Annotated in this window: 18 protein-coding genes; 10 read left to right on the top strand and 8 right to left on the bottom strand. The window is 56.8% G+C overall.

Features of this window, described 5'->3' with window-relative positions; all coding sequences use genetic code 11:
* The first annotated feature begins 12 nt into the window (after positions 1–12).
* Genes pdxA through apaG form a run of 3 tightly spaced genes read left to right on the top strand, consistent with a single transcriptional unit; the run spans position 13 to position 2,293 of the window.
* Entirely contained in the window at positions 13–1,065 is a 1,053-nt protein-coding gene (gene pdxA / locus A6R74_RS09885) for a 4-hydroxythreonine-4-phosphate dehydrogenase PdxA (RefSeq protein ID WP_121499373.1), read from the top strand.
* Between the two features lie 26 nt (positions 1,066–1,091).
* Complete coding sequence (gene rsmA / locus A6R74_RS09890) at positions 1,092–1,919, top strand: 16S rRNA (adenine(1518)-N(6)/adenine(1519)-N(6))-dimethyltransferase RsmA (protein WP_064234340.1); 828 nt, start codon at positions 1,092–1,094, stop codon at positions 1,917–1,919.
* Positions 1,916–2,293, top strand: coding sequence for a Co2+/Mg2+ efflux protein ApaG (gene apaG / locus A6R74_RS09895; RefSeq protein WP_064234341.1), 378 nt, complete (start codon positions 1,916–1,918; stop codon positions 2,291–2,293). The genes rsmA and apaG overlap by 4 nt, the downstream gene beginning before the upstream one ends.
* Here the strand turns inward: apaG and A6R74_RS09900 are convergent.
* Positions 2,290–3,738 carry a GMC oxidoreductase gene (locus tag A6R74_RS09900; RefSeq protein WP_064234342.1) on the bottom strand — a complete coding sequence of 483 codons (1,449 nt, stop codon included), beginning with the start codon at positions 3,736–3,738 and terminating at the stop codon, positions 2,290–2,292. The two genes, apaG and A6R74_RS09900, sit on opposite strands and share 4 nt — an antisense overlap.
* Positions 3,738–3,917 (bottom strand): hypothetical protein, encoded by a 180-nt coding sequence (locus A6R74_RS09905; RefSeq protein WP_064234343.1) that lies wholly within the window; start codon positions 3,915–3,917, stop codon positions 3,738–3,740. Before A6R74_RS09905 ends, A6R74_RS09900 begins: the two co-directional genes overlap by 1 nt.
* A gap of 202 nt (positions 3,918–4,119) precedes the next feature.
* On the opposite strand from A6R74_RS09905, the gene A6R74_RS09910 reads away from it, so the two are divergent.
* Entirely contained in the window at positions 4,120–4,932 is an 813-nt protein-coding gene (locus A6R74_RS09910; protein WP_064234344.1) for a symmetrical bis(5'-nucleosyl)-tetraphosphatase, read from the top strand.
* 7 nt (positions 4,933–4,939) lie between these two features.
* The gene (locus A6R74_RS09915) at positions 4,940–6,079 is read left to right on the top strand and encodes a polynucleotide adenylyltransferase (RefSeq protein WP_064234345.1); all 1,140 of its coding nucleotides are present in this window, start codon (positions 4,940–4,942) and stop codon (positions 6,077–6,079) included.
* A 12-nt stretch (positions 6,080–6,091) separates the two neighbouring features.
* Here A6R74_RS09915 and folK read toward each other — a convergent pair whose 3' ends face one another.
* Positions 6,092–6,640, bottom strand: a complete 549-nt coding sequence (gene folK / locus A6R74_RS09920) for a 2-amino-4-hydroxy-6-hydroxymethyldihydropteridine diphosphokinase (RefSeq protein WP_064234346.1) — start codon at positions 6,638–6,640, stop codon at positions 6,092–6,094.
* A complete protein-coding gene (folB, locus tag A6R74_RS09925; protein ID WP_064234347.1) occupies positions 6,637–7,017 on the bottom strand; it encodes a dihydroneopterin aldolase in 381 nt (126 codons plus the stop codon). Before folB ends, folK begins: the two co-directional genes overlap by 4 nt.
* Positions 7,018–7,120: 103 nt before the next feature.
* Here folB and plsY point away from each other — a divergent pair, with 103 nt between their 5' ends.
* Entirely contained in the window at positions 7,121–7,693 is a 573-nt protein-coding gene (gene plsY / locus A6R74_RS09930; protein ID WP_064234348.1) for a glycerol-3-phosphate 1-O-acyltransferase PlsY, read from the top strand.
* 21 nt (positions 7,694–7,714) lie between these two features.
* Here the strand turns inward: plsY and tsaD are convergent, their stop codons facing one another.
* The gene (tsaD, locus tag A6R74_RS09935; RefSeq protein WP_064234349.1) at positions 7,715–8,773 is read right to left on the bottom strand and encodes a tRNA (adenosine(37)-N6)-threonylcarbamoyltransferase complex transferase subunit TsaD; all 1,059 of its coding nucleotides are present in this window, start codon (positions 8,771–8,773) and stop codon (positions 7,715–7,717) included.
* A gap of 237 nt (positions 8,774–9,010) precedes the next feature.
* Here tsaD and rpsU point away from each other — a divergent pair, with 237 nt between their 5' ends.
* From rpsU to rpoD, 3 genes are all read left to right on the top strand, one after another.
* Positions 9,011–9,226: a 30S ribosomal protein S21 gene (rpsU, locus tag A6R74_RS09940; protein WP_008956349.1), complete on the top strand. Its 216-nt coding sequence runs from the start codon at positions 9,011–9,013 to the stop codon at positions 9,224–9,226.
* Between the two features lie 265 nt (positions 9,227–9,491).
* Positions 9,492–11,360, top strand: coding sequence for a DNA primase (gene dnaG, locus A6R74_RS09945; RefSeq protein ID WP_064234350.1), 1,869 nt, complete (start codon positions 9,492–9,494; stop codon positions 11,358–11,360).
* Between the two features lie 226 nt (positions 11,361–11,586).
* The gene (rpoD, locus tag A6R74_RS09950) at positions 11,587–13,437 is read left to right on the top strand and encodes an RNA polymerase sigma factor RpoD (RefSeq protein ID WP_064234351.1); all 1,851 of its coding nucleotides are present in this window, start codon (positions 11,587–11,589) and stop codon (positions 13,435–13,437) included.
* A 120-nt stretch (positions 13,438–13,557) separates the two neighbouring features.
* On the opposite strand, the gene A6R74_RS09955 is transcribed toward rpoD, so the two are convergent.
* Both A6R74_RS09955 and A6R74_RS09960 read right to left on the bottom strand, forming a co-directional pair.
* The gene (locus tag A6R74_RS09955; RefSeq protein WP_064234352.1) at positions 13,558–15,129 is read right to left on the bottom strand and encodes an AbgT family transporter; all 1,572 of its coding nucleotides are present in this window, start codon (positions 15,127–15,129) and stop codon (positions 13,558–13,560) included.
* Between the two features lie 204 nt (positions 15,130–15,333).
* Positions 15,334–15,981 carry a hypothetical protein gene (locus tag A6R74_RS09960; protein ID WP_064234353.1) on the bottom strand — a complete coding sequence of 216 codons (648 nt, stop codon included), beginning with the start codon at positions 15,979–15,981 and terminating at the stop codon, positions 15,334–15,336.
* 188 nt (positions 15,982–16,169) lie between these two features.
* On the opposite strand from A6R74_RS09960, the gene A6R74_RS09965 reads away from it, so the two are divergent.
* The gene (locus A6R74_RS09965) at positions 16,170–17,537 is read left to right on the top strand and encodes an L-serine ammonia-lyase (RefSeq protein ID WP_064234354.1); all 1,368 of its coding nucleotides are present in this window, start codon (positions 16,170–16,172) and stop codon (positions 17,535–17,537) included.
* Here the strand turns inward: A6R74_RS09965 and A6R74_RS09970 are convergent.
* Positions 17,534–18,430 carry a LysR family transcriptional regulator gene (locus tag A6R74_RS09970; RefSeq protein ID WP_064234355.1) on the bottom strand — a complete coding sequence of 299 codons (897 nt, stop codon included), beginning with the start codon at positions 18,428–18,430 and terminating at the stop codon, positions 17,534–17,536. The genes A6R74_RS09965 and A6R74_RS09970 overlap by 4 nt on opposite strands.
* Positions 18,431–18,467 lie beyond the last annotated feature (37 nt).

Raw genomic sequence — 18,467 nt, forward strand, 5'->3', positions numbered from 1 at the left:
CCTGATAGCACTTTGCCTGATAGTACTTTGCCGGTGGTCGTCACCACCGGTGAACCGGCAGGTATCGGCCCGGAGTTAACGCTGATGCTGGCGGCTCATGGCCAGCTCCCAGCGAATACGGTGGCGATTGGCGATCCTGCCATGCTGCGCCAGCGGGCAGTTGCCTTGGGGCTTAATGTCAGCGTGGTGGAGTGTGCACCAGGCGAGTTTCCAAACGGCGCCAAGGGCTTGCCGGTTTGGCCGGTTAAGCTGAATCAACCGGCTACGCCGGGCGTTCTCGATCCGGCTAACGCCGATTATGTCTTGGCCACTCTGTCGCTGGCTGTCGATGCCTGTCAGCGGGGCCTCGCTGCTGCCATGGTTACAGCGCCGCTGCACAAAGGCGTCATTATCGAGGGCGGCCACCCAGGCTTTACCGGCCACACCGAGTGGCTGCGCGATGCCTGTGGCGTCGATGAGGTGGTGATGATGCTGGCCACCGACGCGGCGCTGCATGCCAGCGCACCAAGCTGGCAAGGCAGTGGCGATCTGCGTGTGGCGCTGGTGACCACCCACTTGCCGCTGCGCAACGTTGCCGACGCCATTACTTTTGGGCGGGTAACGCGTATCAGCCGACTGCTAGAGGCCGATTTGCAGCGCCAGTTTGGGATTGCCAAACCACGCATCGCAGTGTGTGGTTTAAACCCCCACGCCGGTGAAGATGGCCACCTGGGGCGCGAAGAGCTGGATGTGATTATTCCCGCCCTTGATGCGCTACGCGCGGAGGGTATTGATATCCTTGGCCCGTTGCCCGCCGACACGCTGTTTACTCCCAGGCACTTGGCAGGTGTCGATGCGGTATTGGCGATGTATCATGACCAGGGTCTGGCGGTGTTAAAATACGCGGGCTTTGGTCAGGCCGCTAACATTACCCTGGGCTTGCCATTGGTACGCACTTCGGTCGACCATGGCACCGCGCTGGATCTAGCCGGTAAGGGCGTGGCAGACCCCGGCAGCCTAAAAGTCGCTATCGACCTTGCGCGCCGTTTGGCTGTCCAGCGGTTGTCTGTAAAATCTCCCGATTGAATCCGCACTCCAAGGAACACCGTTTGATGTCTACTGTGCCCCAACACCGCGCTCGTAAACGCTTTGGTCAGAACTTTTTACGCGACCTTGGCATTATCTCGCGGATCGTTCGCGCCGTTGGCCCGCGCTCGACGGATCGTCTCGTCGAAATTGGCCCAGGCCAGGGCGCGCTGACCGAGCCGCTGCTAGAAGCCGCGGGGCATTTAGAAGTGATTGAACTCGACCGCGACCTGATCCCGGGCCTGAGAGTGCAGTTTTTCAACTACCCCGACTTTGTGATTCATGAAGGCGATGCGCTGAAGTTTGATTTTGCCGCGCTGAAAGGTGATGGGCCAGCGCTACGTGTGGTGGGCAACTTGCCCTATAACATCTCAACACCGCTGATTGTGCATCTGTTAGCAGCAGGCAGTGCCATAGAAGATATGCACTTTATGCTGCAAAAAGAGGTGGTTGAGCGCTTAGCGGCAGAGCCCGGTGGCACGGATTGGGGGCGTCTGTCGGTGATGGCCCAGTACTACTGCCAGGTCGAACAGCTGTTTATCGTGCCACCGGAAGCCTTCGTGCCACGGCCCAAGGTCGACTCGGCCATCGTGCGGCTAACCCCCCATGAAACGCTGCCCCATACCGCGGATGATCCAGCGCTGCTGTTTGAACTGGTCAAGCTCGCCTTTGGTCAGCGACGTAAAACGCTGCGCAATAATTTCAAAGGGCGGGTGAGTGCAGATACTTTGGAAGACCTGGGCATTGACCCCATTCGCCGTCCGCAAACCTTGACCGTGGCGGAGTACGTGACTATTGCCAACCGTGTCGCTGCCGACGAGCAAGCGAGCGGTGAGCGGGGCAGCCAAACGTGAGTGACCTGGCGATCAATATAAGCGTTGTGCCTAGCTATCGTGCCGATGAGTCTAACGACGGCGAGTCGCGCTACGTGTTTAGCTACACCGTAACCGTGCACAATCAAAGCCCCCACAGCGTTCAACTGATGGCGCGTTACTGGAAAATCACCCAAGGCGGAGGCGAGTACCAAGAAGTGCGCGGCAAAGGCGTCGTCGGCCAGCAGCCGCTGATCGGCCCTGGTCAAAGCTTTCGCTACACCAGCCGGGCGATTCTCCAGACGCCGGTGGGGGTTATGGAAGGCGCCTATACGCTGCTAGACACCTCCACCCAGCGTGTTTTTGAGGCGGAGATCAATCCATTCAGGTTGGCCGTGCCAATGCAGCTGCATTAGGCACTCTGCGTTAGTCTATCCTCCAGATGGTCGCAAAGCCGCAGCGCCAACTGTACAAGGGTTAACGTGGGGTTGGCGTGCCCCGCGCTGGCAAAAACGCTGGAACCCGCCACGTAGAAGTTGTCCTGGGCAAACAGGCGGCAGTCAGCGTTAACGATACCTTCCTCGGCATTTAGACTCATGCGCGTGCCGCCCATATGGTGACGCCCGGCAAGTTCGCCGTCGGTGGGCAGCTGCACCGGCGTATCGGCGAGCCAATCAGCCAACTGCAGCCTACCCACCTCGTTATCGCGCAGATACTCTCCTAGTAGCAGCATACTTTCGCGAATAGTGCGGCGATCCAGCTCAGATTGCCGCCATACCAAGCGGCTTCTTGGTACCCCTAATTTGTCCAACTCATCGCTCAGCTCAATACGGTTATCATAGCGTGGTTCCTGCTCCCAGGCGGCTCTAACTACTGCGCCGTGGATTACCCGACCTTGGGCCTGCCAAACACGCAGTCGGCCAGCCAGCGTTGGCGCCTGATCGGCGAGCTCGTCAGCCAGCTCCTGAGTAGCCTCTGGGTTCATGCGGTGCAAGCGCAGTCCGCAATTCAGTATTTGCCGTGCGTTGATGGCGTCAGCGGTGGGGGAGAGGAACACATTGTACTCGTCGTCCAAGCCCAGTGCTGCGGGCTCGAAAAGCAACGCTTTGCCCACCGTGGCGTGGGGGTGCTCCATCCAGTAGCGCCCCAGGGTGTCGGCTTGAGGTATTAGCTGGCCATTTAACTGCTGGTTGCACCACAGCAGCAGGCGAGAGTTTTCGATGCCGCCGCAGGCGAGCACGAAGTAGCGTGCCTGCACTTTGCGATAGTCGCCCTGGTAATTGCTGAAAGTAGCATTGGTGACCGCGCCGTCATGGGTTTCCAGCGCCACCAAGTTAGCCGTTAGGCAGCACTCAAGAGTGGTCGAATCGCTCAGCGTAGCGGCATGCTTCTCCTTCATGCGGGTGGGGTGGCCCAGCGAAAAATAGATGCGCTTGAGCCCTGCGTCAGGGATCAAATGATCGTCGGGGGTAGGCTCCAGACCGAGCGTGTTAACGGCTGCGCTGTAGTAAGGCGCCAGCGCATCGCGCCCTATAGGCCAGGCCGTTTCGCTGGCGGCTGCTTTGGCATTGAAGTCGTAGCGATCCAGGGGGCGACAAATGCCGCCCCAGTGATTGGTCGACCCGCCCAAATGGCGCAACCGAGCGCCATACAGGGGTATGTAGGGGTCGCCGACGACTTCGCCTTTGTAGCACTCTTGGGAGCGTTCGCTGTAGTCCGCATCACCACCTTCGCAGAGCAGTACGCGGTGCCCCCGCCCCGCCAGGGTAACCGCCATAGAAATGCCCGCGGCCCCCGCGCCGATAATGCAGACATCCCAGCTGTCGGTGTGTTCGCTGATATCCTTAAAGTCGATATACATCAGCGGTCACTGCTGCGCAGTAGCCAACCATTAACCGTCACCGCAACGGGCGGCGGGGCAAGCTTGGGAACGGCGGCTTGCGCGCTTGGTAGTAGCGCTGTGCCAGGCAGTATGAGTGCGCCAAGGCCTGCCAGCGTTGCCGCTCGCAGCAGCCCGCGTCGAGAATGATCCATTGTCATAGGCGTATCGTTTTCCTTAACAGTGATGGCGAGGTGGGTAAGTTGGCGAGAGGCTTAATAGCGCCAAAGCGTACTTTTATAGTGATCCAGGCTGGTCATTTTCACCAGCGTTAATCATCAACATAAACCGCCAACGACAGGCAGAGGATGTCGCTGAAGTGATAGTATTCAGATCATTCACTTCATTAAAAAGGCCCTACGCATGAGCACTTATGCGATCGGCGATCTGCACGGCTGCCACGCCGAATTTTTAGCCTTGCTTGAAAAGCTCAGTTTTAACCCTACACGGGATACGCTATGGCTAGTGGGCGATTTGATTAATCGGGGCCCAGGGTCGTTAGCGTGCCTGCGCGAAGTACGCGCGCTGGGTAGCGCCGCACGCAGCGTATTGGGCAACCACGATTTTCATTTGCTGGTCGTGGCGCGCGGCGGCGGAAAGCTGAAAAAAAACGACACCCTGAGCGATATTCTTGACGCCCCAGACCGCGAAGCGTTACTGGATTGGCTACAGAGCCAGCCGCTTAGCGTGTTTGAAGACGCTACGCTAATGACCCACGCCGGGCTGCTTCCCCAGTGGAGCGTTCCCCAGACGGAGGCGCTTGGGCGGGAAGTGCAGGCGGCGCTTGCCAGCGAAACATCCGGTGAGTTTTTAACCCAGCTATTTGGCAACCAGCCGGATGTCTGGCGTGACGACCTCGACGGCATGGATCGCCTACGTCTGATTGTTAATGTACTCACCCGTATGCGCTTTATTGATGGCCAGGGGCGTTTGGATTTTGCCGCCAAAGAGGGCCTGGATAGCGCCCCAGAGGGCTTTCTGCCCTGGTTTCAATACCCGCGTAGCGATGACGCCCAGTTGCTCTTCGGCCACTGGGCGGCGTTAGAGGGGCGTACCCCCGAGGCACAGGTGCCCGTTGAGGCACTGGATACGGGCTGCGTTTGGGGCGGTCGATTAACCGCACTCAATCTGGATAGCGGCGAGCGAACCAGTGTGCCCAGCCAACAGGGAAGATAAAATCGTAATGGAAAAAAAAGTTACTCAACAAGGCGCTGATTCTCGCTTGGCGGGACTAAACGTCTATCGGGTCGGCGGCGCCGTGCGCGACGCGCTGCTGGGCTGGCCGGTTTACGACAATGACTGGGTCGTCGTGGGCGCCACGCCAGATGCTATGCGCAAGCGCGGCTTTAAACCGGTGGGGCGTGACTTTCCGGTCTTTCTGCATCCGGATACGGCCGAGGAGTACGCTTTGGCCCGAACCGAGCGTAAGTCTGGACACGGTTATGCTGGCTTTGAGGTTCACGCCAGCCCCGATGTGAGCCTGGAAGAGGATCTACTGCGCCGCGATCTAACCATTAATGCCATAGCCCAGAGCCCTGAGGGCGAATTAACCGACCCATTTAATGGCCAAGGCGATATCGAACGGCGCGTACTTCGGCATATTTCAGCCGCCTTTAGCGAAGACCCGCTGCGTGTGCTGCGTACCGCGCGCTTTCTGGCCCGCTATGCCTCGCTGGGCTTCACCATTGCCCCTGAAACCCTGGCGCTGATGCGCCAAGTGAGCCAGAGTGGCGAACTTGAGCACCTGGCCGCCGAGCGGGTGTGGGTCGAAACCGAAAAAGCGCTAGGCGAGCCAAGCCCCGCGATCTATTTCACCACCCTTGAACGCTGCGACGCCCTCTCCGTATGGTGGCCAGAATTGCTGGGCGGATCGCTAGAAGAGGGCCTGGAGGCATTAGCTCAAACGCCTTCCAGCAGTGCTCCGGCGTTGGCCCACTGGCGCTATGCGCAGCTGGTATCGCCGCTAAACGCTGAGCAGCGTGATGTCCTGGCGCAACGACTCAAGCTACCCAATGCCGTTGCTCAGCTTGCCCGCCATACCGCGCTGACACATGCGCTATTGGCCGTTGGGTTAGAAGGTTCGAAGGTGTTGCATTGGCTGGAGCGTTTGGATGGCTGGCGTAAGCCCGAGCAGGTCGAGGCGCAACTGGCGTTAGTCAAGGTGTTGGCGCCTGATCAGCTTGGTCAGCTTGAAAGCGCTTGGCAAGCTGCCCTAAAGGTTAGCCCCCGGGTGTTGATTGCCGAAGGGTATCAAGGCGCGGCGTTAGGAGAAGCCTTGCGTGAGCGCCGCGGGCAGGCGGTAACGACTGCGCTAGCGGATTAGTCGTCGAGAGGTTTATCGGCGTGCCGCCGCCAGTAGAGGTTGTTGATCTGCTAGCGAGATCCAGCGGCCACGCCAGCTGAAATCCACCGCCCAGAGGCGTTGACTGCCTAGCTCGAAGGCGCTCCATAGCGCGGCATAAGGGGTGCCGCAGCGAGGGTGGCGCTGCTCGGGCAGCAGCTCCGCAAGTGGCTGTAGTACAAAGGCGTTGTGGGTAATTTCGCTGCGCGGTAGGGCAATGTCGTCAACCGTGCCACACAGGTTGCCCACGGTGAGCAAGTCGATGTCCAGTGCGCGGGGGCTGAATTTGGCAATATCGGGCAGGCGACCATGCTCAATTTCGAGCTGTTTGCCCCACGCCTGCAGTTCGCCTGGCGTCCAGGTGCTGCGAAACGCCACCACCAGATTATAGAAATTGCGGTTGTCGGTGAAACCCACCGGCTCGCTTTCAAACACCCGGGATATCTGCAGGGGCCCGAAGGTATCGGCAAGCGCATCGAGGCAGCAGCGAATATGCCGTGTGGGGTGGATATTGCTGCCTAAACTGACCGTCACCAGGTTCATGCGCTGACCTCCTGGGTTGCCTCCGGCAGGCTGCCGCGGGTAATTTCTAGACCGACACTGGCAGCGTTGGGGACTGCCCCTGGTTTGCGCACCGTTAAGCGCAGCCAGGTGATCGGGAACTCCGTGCGCAGGCACTCCGCGAGGCGCTCGGCAAAGGTCTCTACCAGGGCGAATTGATGTGCGTCGGCAAATTGCTGGATGCGCTGGCAGATAGCGGCGTAATCCAGGGTAAGGCGTAAGTCGTCGGTGGCTGCCGCCGAACGGATATCGGTCGCCAACACCAAGTCTAGGCTTAGCGACTGTTGAATCGAGCGCTCCCAATCGTAGACACCAATGACGGTGTCGACACTTAACGCTTCAATAAAAATGCGATCCATCCAGCTTCCCCCTACGGTAACAAGCGGGCGATTGTACGTTAGGATGGGGCTAAACGACAGTAAGCCGGGCTATCGAGACGGCCTATAAAGCGAGCATATAGCCATGGGTTGGATAGTGGTGGGGTATTTAAGCGGCAGTTGGCTGGCAGCGTTGAGCGTTTGCCGCCTGGCTGGCGTGGGTGACCCACGCCAATATGGCTCATTTAATCCAGGTTTTTCCAACGTACTGCGCCTATACGGCCCTCGCTTAGCGGCAGCGACGCTACTGTTAGACGCCTTAAAAGCCATGCCCGCAGTGCTGGGCGCCAAGCTATTGGACTACCCAGTCTGGCTGCAGGGGCTGGTGGGGTTGGCAATATTACTAGGTCATAGCTTTCCGTTGTGGCACGGCTTTCGTGGCGGTAAAGCGGTCGCCAGCGCCTTCGGCGTGCTGCTGGTATTGGTGCCTCAGGTGGCGCTATTGAGTGCAGCGATATGGGCGCTGCTGGCGTGGCGACTAAAAACGGCGGCGTTGGCTTCGTTAGTGAGCGCACTAGTGGCGCCGCTGGCCTGTGGCTGGCTAGCGCCGGAATACGTCATGGTGGTGGTTGGGTTCAGCCTGCTGGTGTTGGCCCGCCACGGGCTCAATATACGCCGACTGCGGCGCGGTGAAGAGCCGCCGTTTGGCGACTCTTAAGGCGCAACTAGGTTAAGGGTACTACTCGCTATTAGAGGTAGCCGGGGGGCTCAGTTGATCCAGTGGCCAGCGGGGTGTTGCCTGCATCATGCCGGGGGTGTCGCACTCTCCCGCTGCCAGGCGTTGAGCACCTACATAGGCAATCATGGCGCCGTTGTCTGTACAGAACCGCCCGCGCGGGTAGTAGGCGCGGGCTTGGCGTTTTTCACACTCAGTCTGCAGTCGTTCGCGCAGGCGATGATTGGCGCTGACCCCGCCCGCCACCACTAAGCGCTTCAAGCCGGTTTGATCCAGCGCCCGACGGCACTTAATCACCAGCGTATCGACAACGGCCTCTTCAAAGGCGCGGGCAACGTCGGCGCGGGCCTGGGCGTCGAGTTCGTCGGCTGTTTCCAACTGACGAATGGCCGTCATGGTGTGGGTTTTAAGCCCTGAAAAACTAAAATCCAGCCCTGGCCGGTCGGTCATGGGGCGCGGAAAACGAAAGCGCTTGGGGTCTCCCTGTTCTGCTAGCTTGGCGACCTGAGGGCCGCCAGGGTAGGCCAACCCTAGCATCTTGGCGGCTTTGTCAAACGCTTCACCTGCCGCGTCATCCACCGATTCGCCGAGCAGTTGATAACGCCCCAGCCCCTGCACTTCGACGAGCTGGGTATGGCCGCCGGAGACCAGCAGCGCCACGAAAGGGAACTCGGGTGGCTCATCTTCCAGCATGGGTGCCAGCAGGTGACCTTCCATATGGTGTACGCCGAGCACCGGGATGTTTAGGGCGCGGGCCATGCCGTGTGCGGTGCTGGCACCCACCATTAATGCACCGACCAAACCTGGCCCGGCGGTGTAAGTGATGCCATCCAAGTCGCGGCGTGTCAGCTTGGCATCGCTGAGCACTTGCTCAATCAACGGCAGCAGTTTGCGAGTGTGATCGCGCGAGGCGAGTTCGGGAACCACGCCGCCAAACTCAGCGTGCATGGCGATTTGGCTATACAGCGCGTCGGCAAGCAGCCCCTTGCCACCGGTTAACGAGGTGTCATAAAGCGCGACACCCGTTTCGTCGCAAGATGTTTCAATGCCCAGAACTCGCATAAAAAGGGACTCTCAAAGGCTATTTTAAAAGATGAAAAAGTGAAAAACACAACCGCGCTAGTTTAGCATTGTCACTGCAGTTCAGCGTAAGCATTTGCAAACAGGGTCAACGACGACTAAACTACTGTGCGCTGTAAAACTGGGTCGTACACCGCTTTGTTAGTCGCAATATGAACCGCGATATCGCAGTGTACGTACTATCCGAACTCAAGACTCCTTAAGGTAGGTGAGTGCTTAATGCCTTCTGTAAAAGTACGTGATAACGAGCCGTTTGACGTCGCCCTGCGTCGCTTCAAGCGTTCTTGCGAAAAAGCCGGTGTTCTTTCTGAAGTACGCCGCCGCGAGCACTATGAGAAGCCGACTGCTGAGCGTAAGCGCAAAGCGGCAGCTGCCGTAAAACGCCACGCTAAGAAAGTTCAGCGTGAGCAAAAGCGTTTCGAACGGCTCTATTGATCCGTACCCGAGGGGGCCGGAGCAGTTAGCTGGTCGTCTCAAGAGGGATGCCAAGCGGCCGCCACTAGGTGGCCGTTTGTTTTTGACTGTTGTTTTTAAAGTCGTCGTTCAAGACCGTCGCTGTTTACGATGATCTGATCTGGAAATGGGTCTGATGACCTTAGGCAGTGCTTAAAAACAGAGCTTTTAAAACAGAGCTTTTAAAACACAGCTTTTAAAACACAGTCTCGAAAGTTAGCGCTATGCGCGAGGATGCCCGTAGTTCATGGCAGGCCAAATTCCACAGCGTTTCATTGATGACCTGTTAGGCCGCGTTGACGTGGTCGAGGTGGTTGGTGAGCGTGTGCAGCTTAAAAAGGCTGGCCGCAACTATTCCGGGCTATGTCCCTTCCATCAAGAGAAGACCCCATCGTTTACCGTCAGTGCTGATAAGCAGTTTTATCACTGCTTTGGCTGCGGAGCTAATGGTAATGCACTACGCTTCTTGATGGAGTATGACAAGCTGCCGTTTCCTGAGGCGGTCGAGCAGCTAGCCGGGCGATTGGGGATTGAAGTGCCGCGTGAGGGCGCTGATGACCCGCGTGCTCAGCAGCGTGAAAAGAAGCGCAAAGAGGGCGTTAACCTACTCGAGCTTGCCGCCAGCTTTTATCGCGAGCGATTAAAGATGCAGGAGGGGCAGTCCGCCCAGCGTTATTTGTCGGGTCGTGGACTCTCGGACGACGTGATCAAGACCTATGGCATTGGTTACGCTCCGGCAGTCTGGGAGGCGCTGAAACAGCACCTCAGCGAGCGCGGTATTGGTGAGCCGGTTCAGGTCGAGTACGGCCTGTTGATTCACCGCGAAGATACCGGACGTACCTATGACCGTTTTCGTGATCGGGTAATGTTCCCGATTCGCGATTTGCGTGGTCGCACGATTGCTTTTGGCGGCAGGGTGATGGGTGATGATCAGCCCAAATACCTGAATTCGCCGGAAACGCCCGTGTTCCATAAGGGCCGTGAACTATACGGTTTGTATGAGGCGCGCCAAGCCTCCAGCAAGCTTGAGCAGCTGGTCATGGTCGAAGGCTATATGGATGTAGTGGCGTTGGCGCAGTACGGTATTCATAACGCTGTAGCGACACTGGGTACGGCCACTACGGAAGACCATTTGACCCGCCTGTTTCGGCTAGTGAGTCGCGTAGTGTTCTGCTTCGACGGTGACCGTGCGGGAAGGCAGGCGGCTAGCCGGGCATTAGAAACCGCGCTGCCGCAAATGATTGATGGCCGAGAGGCGCGCTTTCTGTTTCTGCCCGAAGGTGACGACCCGGACACCCTGGTGCGCCGTGAAGGCACTAAGGCGTTTCAGGATCGCGTCACGTGTGCCATGCCGCTGTCGGAGTTTCTATTCGAGCAAGCCGCCCAGGGGCGCGACTTAAAAACAGTGGAAGGGCGTGAGCGATTTGCCAGTCAGGTGCTTGAAGCATTGAACAAAGTGCCCGAAGGAATGCTCAAATCGTTATTGCTGGAGTCACTGGCGCAGCGTAGCGGGCTAGCGCAAGAGCAGTTAAAAGTGCTGCTCGAAAAGCGTGCCCAGTCATCGCAGCGGGCTTTATCCAGGGGCGATGTTTCCCATGGGCAGGCAGAGCAGGGAGAAGTTGATCCGGCGTCATCCGCGATGTCCGGAGCTGTTTTAGCAGCGCCAGCTCAGACGTCGCGTTCACGCTCTCGGGCGCTCTCCCCGGTTGGGCGTATTGTGCAGCTGTTGTTGCATGAGCCCAACCTGGTGGCCACGCTTCCTGAGCAGATGGAGTGGTTGCCGGAAGATGACGATGCGCCGCTATGCCGGGAGCTGATTGAGTTGCTCAAGGCGGGGCGCTACCGCAGCCCTCAAGTGGTGTTGGCGCATTTTCAAGGCAGCCAGCAGGGGCAGGCCTTGGCGGCCTTCGCTAAGCGCGAGCTGTTAATTCCCAAGGCCGACCGGGAAGCGGAGCTGAAGGGCTTGGTGGAACACTTGCAGTATGTTCAGCGTCAGCGTTCTCCCCAAGAGGAGTACACGGCGTTGCTGGCGCAGGAGCGCGCCGGGCAAAAGTTAGATAAGGAGCAGCGCCAGCGTTTGGCAAGTTTGGTAATGGAGCTTGCCCAGCGTCAATGAGGCGGTGTCTTGGGCGATGGGGGTTGAATTCCTAGCGTTTTAGCACCAGATATAGGGCTAGCCACCGAGCGCTGGCCTAACCGAACAAACTAACACACCTGAATTACCGCGCAAATACGTCTAGCTGGAAAAATTCCTGCTATTTACGCTATACTGTACGGCTTGTTGAGTTTAATCGATTCAGCGCTCCAGGTGTTTCATTCTTCTTCGTCGAGATAGGGTTTCTATGGCTGGAAATGCGCAGCAGCAGTCGCGTCTGAAGGAGTTGATCGCTCGAGGCAAGGAACAGGGTTACCTGACCTATGCCGAGGTCAACGACCATCTACCTGAGGATATCGCCGACCCGGATCAAGTGGAAGACATCATTGGCATGATCAACGACATGGGTATAAGTGTCGCTGAAGAAGCGCCAGATGAAGACACTTTGATGATGTCGGATCAATCCACGGACGAGTCCGCTGCGGAAGAGGCCGTAGCGGCCCTTGCCGCCGTGGAAAGCGATGTAGGCCGCACCACTGACCCCGTTCGCATGTACATGCGAGAAATGGGCACGGTTGAGCTTCTGACCCGTGAAGGCGAAATTGAAATCGCCAAACGGATCGAAGAGGGCACCCGTGAAGTGATGTCGTCTCTGGCCTATTTGCCGGGGGCCGTCGCGTCCATTCTGGACGCCTATGACGCCACCCAGGACGAAGAAGCGCCAGGGCGTCTTTCGGATCTGTTTTCTGGTTTCATCGATCCTGATGAGGGCATCCCCGGCGTCGCCGAAGCAGAGGTGCCCGAGCCAGAGCCTGAAACCGACATTGACGACGACGTTGAGAGCGACGGCGACGATGAAGACGAGGATGCTACGGCCAGCGAAGGTGGCCCGGATCCCGAAGAGGCGCGTGCGCGCTTCGAGCAGATTCGCGAGCAAAACGCTTTAGTCGAAGCGGCGTTTGCCAAGCATGGCCGTGGCAGTGCCGAGCTAAAAGCGGAACAAGCGCGTTTAGCCGTGCTCTTCTCGCCGATCAAGCTGGTGCCCAAGCACTTTGAACGCCTGGTGGGCCAAGTGCGTATCAGCGTTGAGCAGGTGCGCGCCCAAGAAAAAGCGGTCATGCAGCTATGCGTGAAGAAAGCTAAAGTGCCGCGCAAGACGTTTATTAAGTCGTTTCCGGGTAACGAATCGAGCAAATCATGGCTCGATGAATTCCAGGCAGCGCAAAGCAAGTATGCCGACCGCCTTGAGCCGCTGCGCGCTGATATCGCCCGTGCCCAGCGCAAGATTGCCTTTGAAGAAGATATGGTGCAGCTGTCTGTTGCCGATCTCAAAGAGGTCAATCGCAAGCTCTCTATTGGTGAGGCGAAAGCTCGCCGCGCCAAGAAAGAGATGGTCGAGGCTAACCTGCGCTTGGTGATCTCGATTGCCAAGAAGTACACCAACCGCGGTTTGCAGTTCTTGGATCTCATCCAGGAAGGCAACATCGGCTTGATGAAAGCGGTCGACAAGTTCGAATACCGCCGTGGTTATAAGTTTTCAACCTATGCTACTTGGTGGATTCGTCAGGCAATCACTCGCTCGATTGCTGACCAAGCGCGCACCATCCGTATCCCAGTGCATATGATTGAGACGATCAACAAGCTCAATCGCGTATCACGCCAGATGCTGCAGGAAATGGGCCGCGAGCCGACGCCTGAAGAGCTCGGCGAGCGTTTGGAGATGCCCGAAGATAAAGTACGCAAGGTGCTCAAAATCGCCAAAGAGCCGATCTCCATGGAGACGCCGATTGGTGACGACGACGATTCACACCTGGGCGACTTTATCGAAGATGGCACTATGCTACTGCCCATCGATATGGCCACCGGTGAAGGTCTTATTGAAGCCACGCGCAACGTGTTAGGCGGCTTGACTGCCCGCGAAGCGAAAGTGCTGCGCATGCGTTTCGGTATTGATATGAATACCGACCATACGCTGGAAGAGGTGGGCAAGCAGTTTGACGTGACGCGTGAGCGAATCCGTCAGATTGAAGCCAAAGCGCTGCGCAAGCTGCGTCACCCCAGCCGCTCGGAGCCGCTGCGCTCGTTCCTCGACGAGTAAATGGCGTGATTGGTGAGTAGTAAATGATGAATAGAGAGCGGTAAGTAAAAAGTAGTCGCCGCTAAGATCAAAAAGCCCGCCGTTCTATGAACGGCGGGCTTTTTGCGTTATGCCATACTCCTATAGCGTGTAATAAGTGGCAGAGCCTGGGCCAACGGGTAGCCCAAGCACGAACACCCACACGAAGAACAGCAGGCTCCAGCCAATCAGCATAAACAGCGTGTAGGGAAGCATAAGAGCAACCAGCGTGCCAATGCCCATATCTTTCCGGTAACGGCTTGCTACAGCTAGGATCAGGCCAAAGTAACTCATCATCGGGGTGATCAGGTTGGTGACTGAATCACCAATACGATAGGCTGCTTGAATGACTTCCGGAGCGTAGCCCATCAGCATTAACATGGGCACAAAAATAGGCGCTGTTACCGCCCACTGTGCCGAAGCGCTGCCCAGCGACAAATTGACGAACGCACACATAATAATGAACAGAGCAAACAGGCCTGGGCCGCGTAGCCCTATAGACTCCAGTAGATCCGCCCCAGCTATCGCGGTCACGGTACCAAAGTTACTCCAGTTGAACAGCGCCACGAACTGAGCGGCGAAGAACACCAGGACGATATATAAGCCAAGGCTACTCATGCTTTTAGCCATGGCGTTTACCACGTCGCGGTCATTGTGCATGGTGCCCGCTAGGCGGCCATAGACGAAGCCTAATAGGGTGAATGACACCGCTACAATCACAACAATTCCGCGTAAAAACGGCGAGCCGCTTATTAGCCCCGTTTCAGGGTTGCGTAGTATGCCGCTTTCCGGGACTACCATTGCAGCGACCAGCGCGATTAATGCCAGTGTGGCTAAGCCGGTACCTTTTAGGGCGCGTTTTTCCGTTGCAGAGAGACCGCCCATACTTTGATGGTTAATATCGCTATCGGCTTGATCAGAGTCGAATTTGCCCAGTTTGGGTTCTACGATACGCTCGGTGACTAAGCCACCAATCAGCGTCACAAAGAAGGTGCTGGCGAACATAAAGAACCAATTAGCTTCGGCGCCCACTATATAAGCAGGATCGAGAAGTCGTGCCGCTTCCTGGGTAATACCTGAAAGTAATGGGTCAACTGTGCCGATTAGCAGGTTAGCACTGTATCCTCCAGAAACACCACAGAACGCAGCAGCTAGGCCCGCAAGGGGATGCCGGCCCAGCGAATGGAATATCATAGCGGCAAGCGGAATCAGTACTACATAGCCAAGCTCTGCAGCCATATTAGACATAATGCCTGCAAAGACTACTGCGTAAGTAACAATTCGGGGTGAGCGGTTGAGCACTAAGGCGCGCATGCTTGCGGAGAGTAGTCCTGAATGCTCGGCAACGCCTACGCCCAGCATAGCTACCAACACGGTGCCAAGTGGGGCGAAGCTGGTGAAATTGGTAACCATTTCAGTGACTAGTCGGCGTAAACCTTCGGCATTAAGCAAAGAGTTAACGGCGATCCATTCGCCTTCATTAGCAGGCCGAGGGTCAGCCACGGAAATCCCAAAAGCTGCCGCGATCCCGCTAGCAACAACTACTAATACGCACAGTATTGCAAATAGAGTAACGGGGTGAGGAAGCAGGTTGCCTAGCCACTCAACGCTATCTAGAAAACGGGTGAAAAAACCACGCTGCAGGTTTTTTTCATCTTGTTTGATTTTATTCATGAGGTTTATGTCGTCAATGTAAGGGTTTTTGGTAAAAGATATTGCTTTGAAGCATAGCGAGCGACACTACGTTGAAGCGCAGCGGGTCGCAAACGGCTTTTTGCATAACGAGATTTGAAAAATGAAACGCCGCCTTGCTACGCAAAGACGGCGTTTGTCAGTGATTATCTGGGGGAGGGGCCAGCAAGCGGGAGTAGGTGGGTGTTAAGACGACGTTTGCCGAGCTTTGTAAATACGCCGGGCCAGTAGCAATAGCTCCAGGGTGGCAATCAAAATTAAGCTGTAACCGAGCAGTTCAACGACTTCCTCGGCAACGCTTTTGAAGGTACCCGAGTAGCTGTCTTCCAGAATGGCTTGCCAGAATTCCTGCCGTCCATATAAGCGCGAGAATATATAAGTGGTCAGCACGCCAGCTGCAAACAAACCAAAGGCGAAGGTGTTGCTGTAATGGGTGAACTCCTCAAAAAAGCGTTGACGTTGTTTAATCACCCAGAAAAGCGAGGGGAAAATAATCAGCGCAACAAGTACCTTCCAGGTATTGTCAGCGACATAGGTATCTAAAAAGTGATCTTGCTCACGCACTAGCGAGGCGGCCAAAAACGCTAACAGTAGCAGCGTGACGTTGGGCCAGACTCTAAGCACCTGGCGAATATAAATCAGCATGGTACAGCATATGGCCAGCATCAGCGTTTGGGTAAATTCAGTGAAGCCCCACTCGGAAAAGCGTACTGAGGACAGATAAAGAGCTTCTAGATAGGTTCCTTGGGTAATCGCAGCGATAAACAGTACGTAGAGTACGGCACGCACTAAGAGGGTTCGAAAGCCGATAGGCCAGGAAGGGGGAGGAGACATACCAACATCCTTTGTGGGTAGGCAGCGGCGCTGTTCGCAGACACAAACATGCATGGGTGAATGTTCATTATATCGTCACAGTTATTTGTTAGCACGTCGATATTGCGGTTAAACACTCGACGTTTGGTCATCGGCGCTGCAAAGTGACTAATTGGCAGGTAATAACAGCGTTGTGAGGCGCAAAAGATATGGCTATTAGTGTGTTTGATCTTTTCCGAATTGGCATCGGGCCATCAAGCTCCCACACGGTAGGGCCAATGCGCGCGGCGCGAGACTTTACTTTGGCCCTTGGCGATATCCGCGTTACCCGGCTGGTGGTAAGGCTACATGGTTCACTTGCCGCCACTGGGGTGGGGCACGGTACTGATCAGGCAGTGATCATGGGGCTAATGGGCGAAGCGCCAGAAAGTATCGACCCGGATACGATAGCGTCGCGCTTAAAACAACTTGCTGAAGGTGAACCGCTGCTATTGGCCACTGGGCAACAGATTACTTTTGACCCCTCTGTTGATGTGGAGTGGGATGATACCTGCCTGCCGTTTCACCCCAACGCCATGGTATTGAGCGCTTATTGTGATGATGCACTGGTGGCGACCAATACCTTTTACTCCCTTGGCGGCGGTTTCTATGTCGATCAAGCAAAAGCAGATCAAGGTGAGGTTGGCGAAGACGCCACTGAACTACCTTTCCCCTTCAATACCGCCGCTGAGCTGCTCGCACTATGCCAGCAGCACCAGCTGCGCATTAGCCAGTTAATGTTGGAAAATGAGAAAGCCTGGCGTACTGAAGCGACCATTCGTGAAGAGCTGCTAACCATTTGGCACGCCATGAGCGACAGTATCGAGAATGGCCTACGTGCCACTGGGCATTTGCCCGGCGGATTAAATGTACGTCGGCGTGCACAGCCACTCCATCAGCAGTTGCTTCACCCGCCGGAAAACCAGCGGCTGATTGTGTCGAGTTTTACCGTAATGGATTGGGTCAACGTGTTTGCGCTGGCGGTGAATGAAGAGAACGCCGCCGGACGACGCATGGTCACTGCACCCACCAACGGTGCGGCAGGTATCGTCCCTGCGGTGTTGGCGTACTACCTAAAATTCGAACCTGACGCCAGTGAGAGTGATGTGGTCGATTTTCTGCTTACCGCGGGGGCGGTGGGCATCCTATGTAAAAAGAACGCCTCCATTTCCGGTGCAGAAGTTGGCTGCCAGGGCGAAGTGGGCTCTGCCTGCGCCATGGCGGCCGCTGGGCTTGCTGAGGTGCTGGGCGGGACGCCGGGGCAAGTGGAGAACGCCGCCGAGATTGGCTTGGAGCATAACCTGGGGTTGACCTGCGACCCAGTAGGCGGCTTGGTTCAAGTACCTTGCATTGAGCGCAATGCGATTGCCTCCGTCAAAGCCATTAATGCCGCGCGTATGGCGATGCACGGCGATGGCGAGCACTTTATATCGCTGGATAAAGTGATCCGCACCATGCGCGATACTGGCCGCGATATGCAGGACAAATACAAAGAGACCTCTAAAGGCGGGCTCGCGGTCAATGCTATCGAGTGCTAGGCAAGCGGATTGCTGGGTAGCAGAGTGTCTATATGAGCGACCAGGTAGTCGACCAGCTGGCGGATTTTGGGTGACAGGTGGCGGTGGCGGGGGTAAACCGCCCAAACGGCGGTATCGTGGTGCTGAAAAGGTTCAAGCACGGCCACCAGCTCACCGCTGGCCAAGTAGGGAGTAACGTAGTAGTCCGGCAGTTGTGCAAGGCCGAGCCCCTTGCGTGCCGCATCCAGCAGCGCTGGGCCAGAATTGCCCGTCCAGCAGCCCTCGACACGCACTTCACGGCGTTGCCCGTTGACTTCAAATAGCCAGTTGTGCCGTGAGCCAATCAGGCAGCGGTGCTGGCTAAGCTCTGCCAAGGTGTGGGGGCGCGGGGCTTGGCGAAAGTAGCTTTGCGAGCCGACGATATACTCGCGACGGTCGCATAGGCGTCTGGCGATCAAGCTGGAGTCCTTTAATACCCCCATCCGAATGGCAATATCGTAGCCCTCTTCGATAAGCTCCACGGGGCGGTTAGTGAAGTGCATATGAACATCCAGCTGCGGATGCAAACACTGAAAGTCATTCACCAGCGGGGCGATAAAGCGCTCGCCAAAGGTCGTGGCCGAGGTGAGTTTAAGTAGCCCGCTGGGTTTGGCCTGGAGTTCGCTAAGCGCCTGCTCGGCATCCCGCAGCCCGTCAAATAGATGGCGGCAGTGCTCCACGTAGGTGGCACCCGCATCGGTTAAGCGGATCTGGCGGGTAGTGCGGTAGAGCAGCTGTACACCTAACTGGTTTTCGAGCTGACTAACCAAACGGCTAATATGCGAGGTCGACACCTTCAGGTGACGGGCCGCAGCAGAGAAGGTGCCTAATCGCACCACTTCAACAAAGGCTTCGATACGGCTCCAGTGCTGCATGCTAACTCCTTGGTCACGAGCAATTGTTGCTGTGTAG

The organism is Halomonas sp. ALS9 (assembly GCF_001651035.1).
In the GTDB taxonomy this organism is placed as follows: domain Bacteria; phylum Pseudomonadota; class Gammaproteobacteria; order Pseudomonadales; family Halomonadaceae; genus Vreelandella.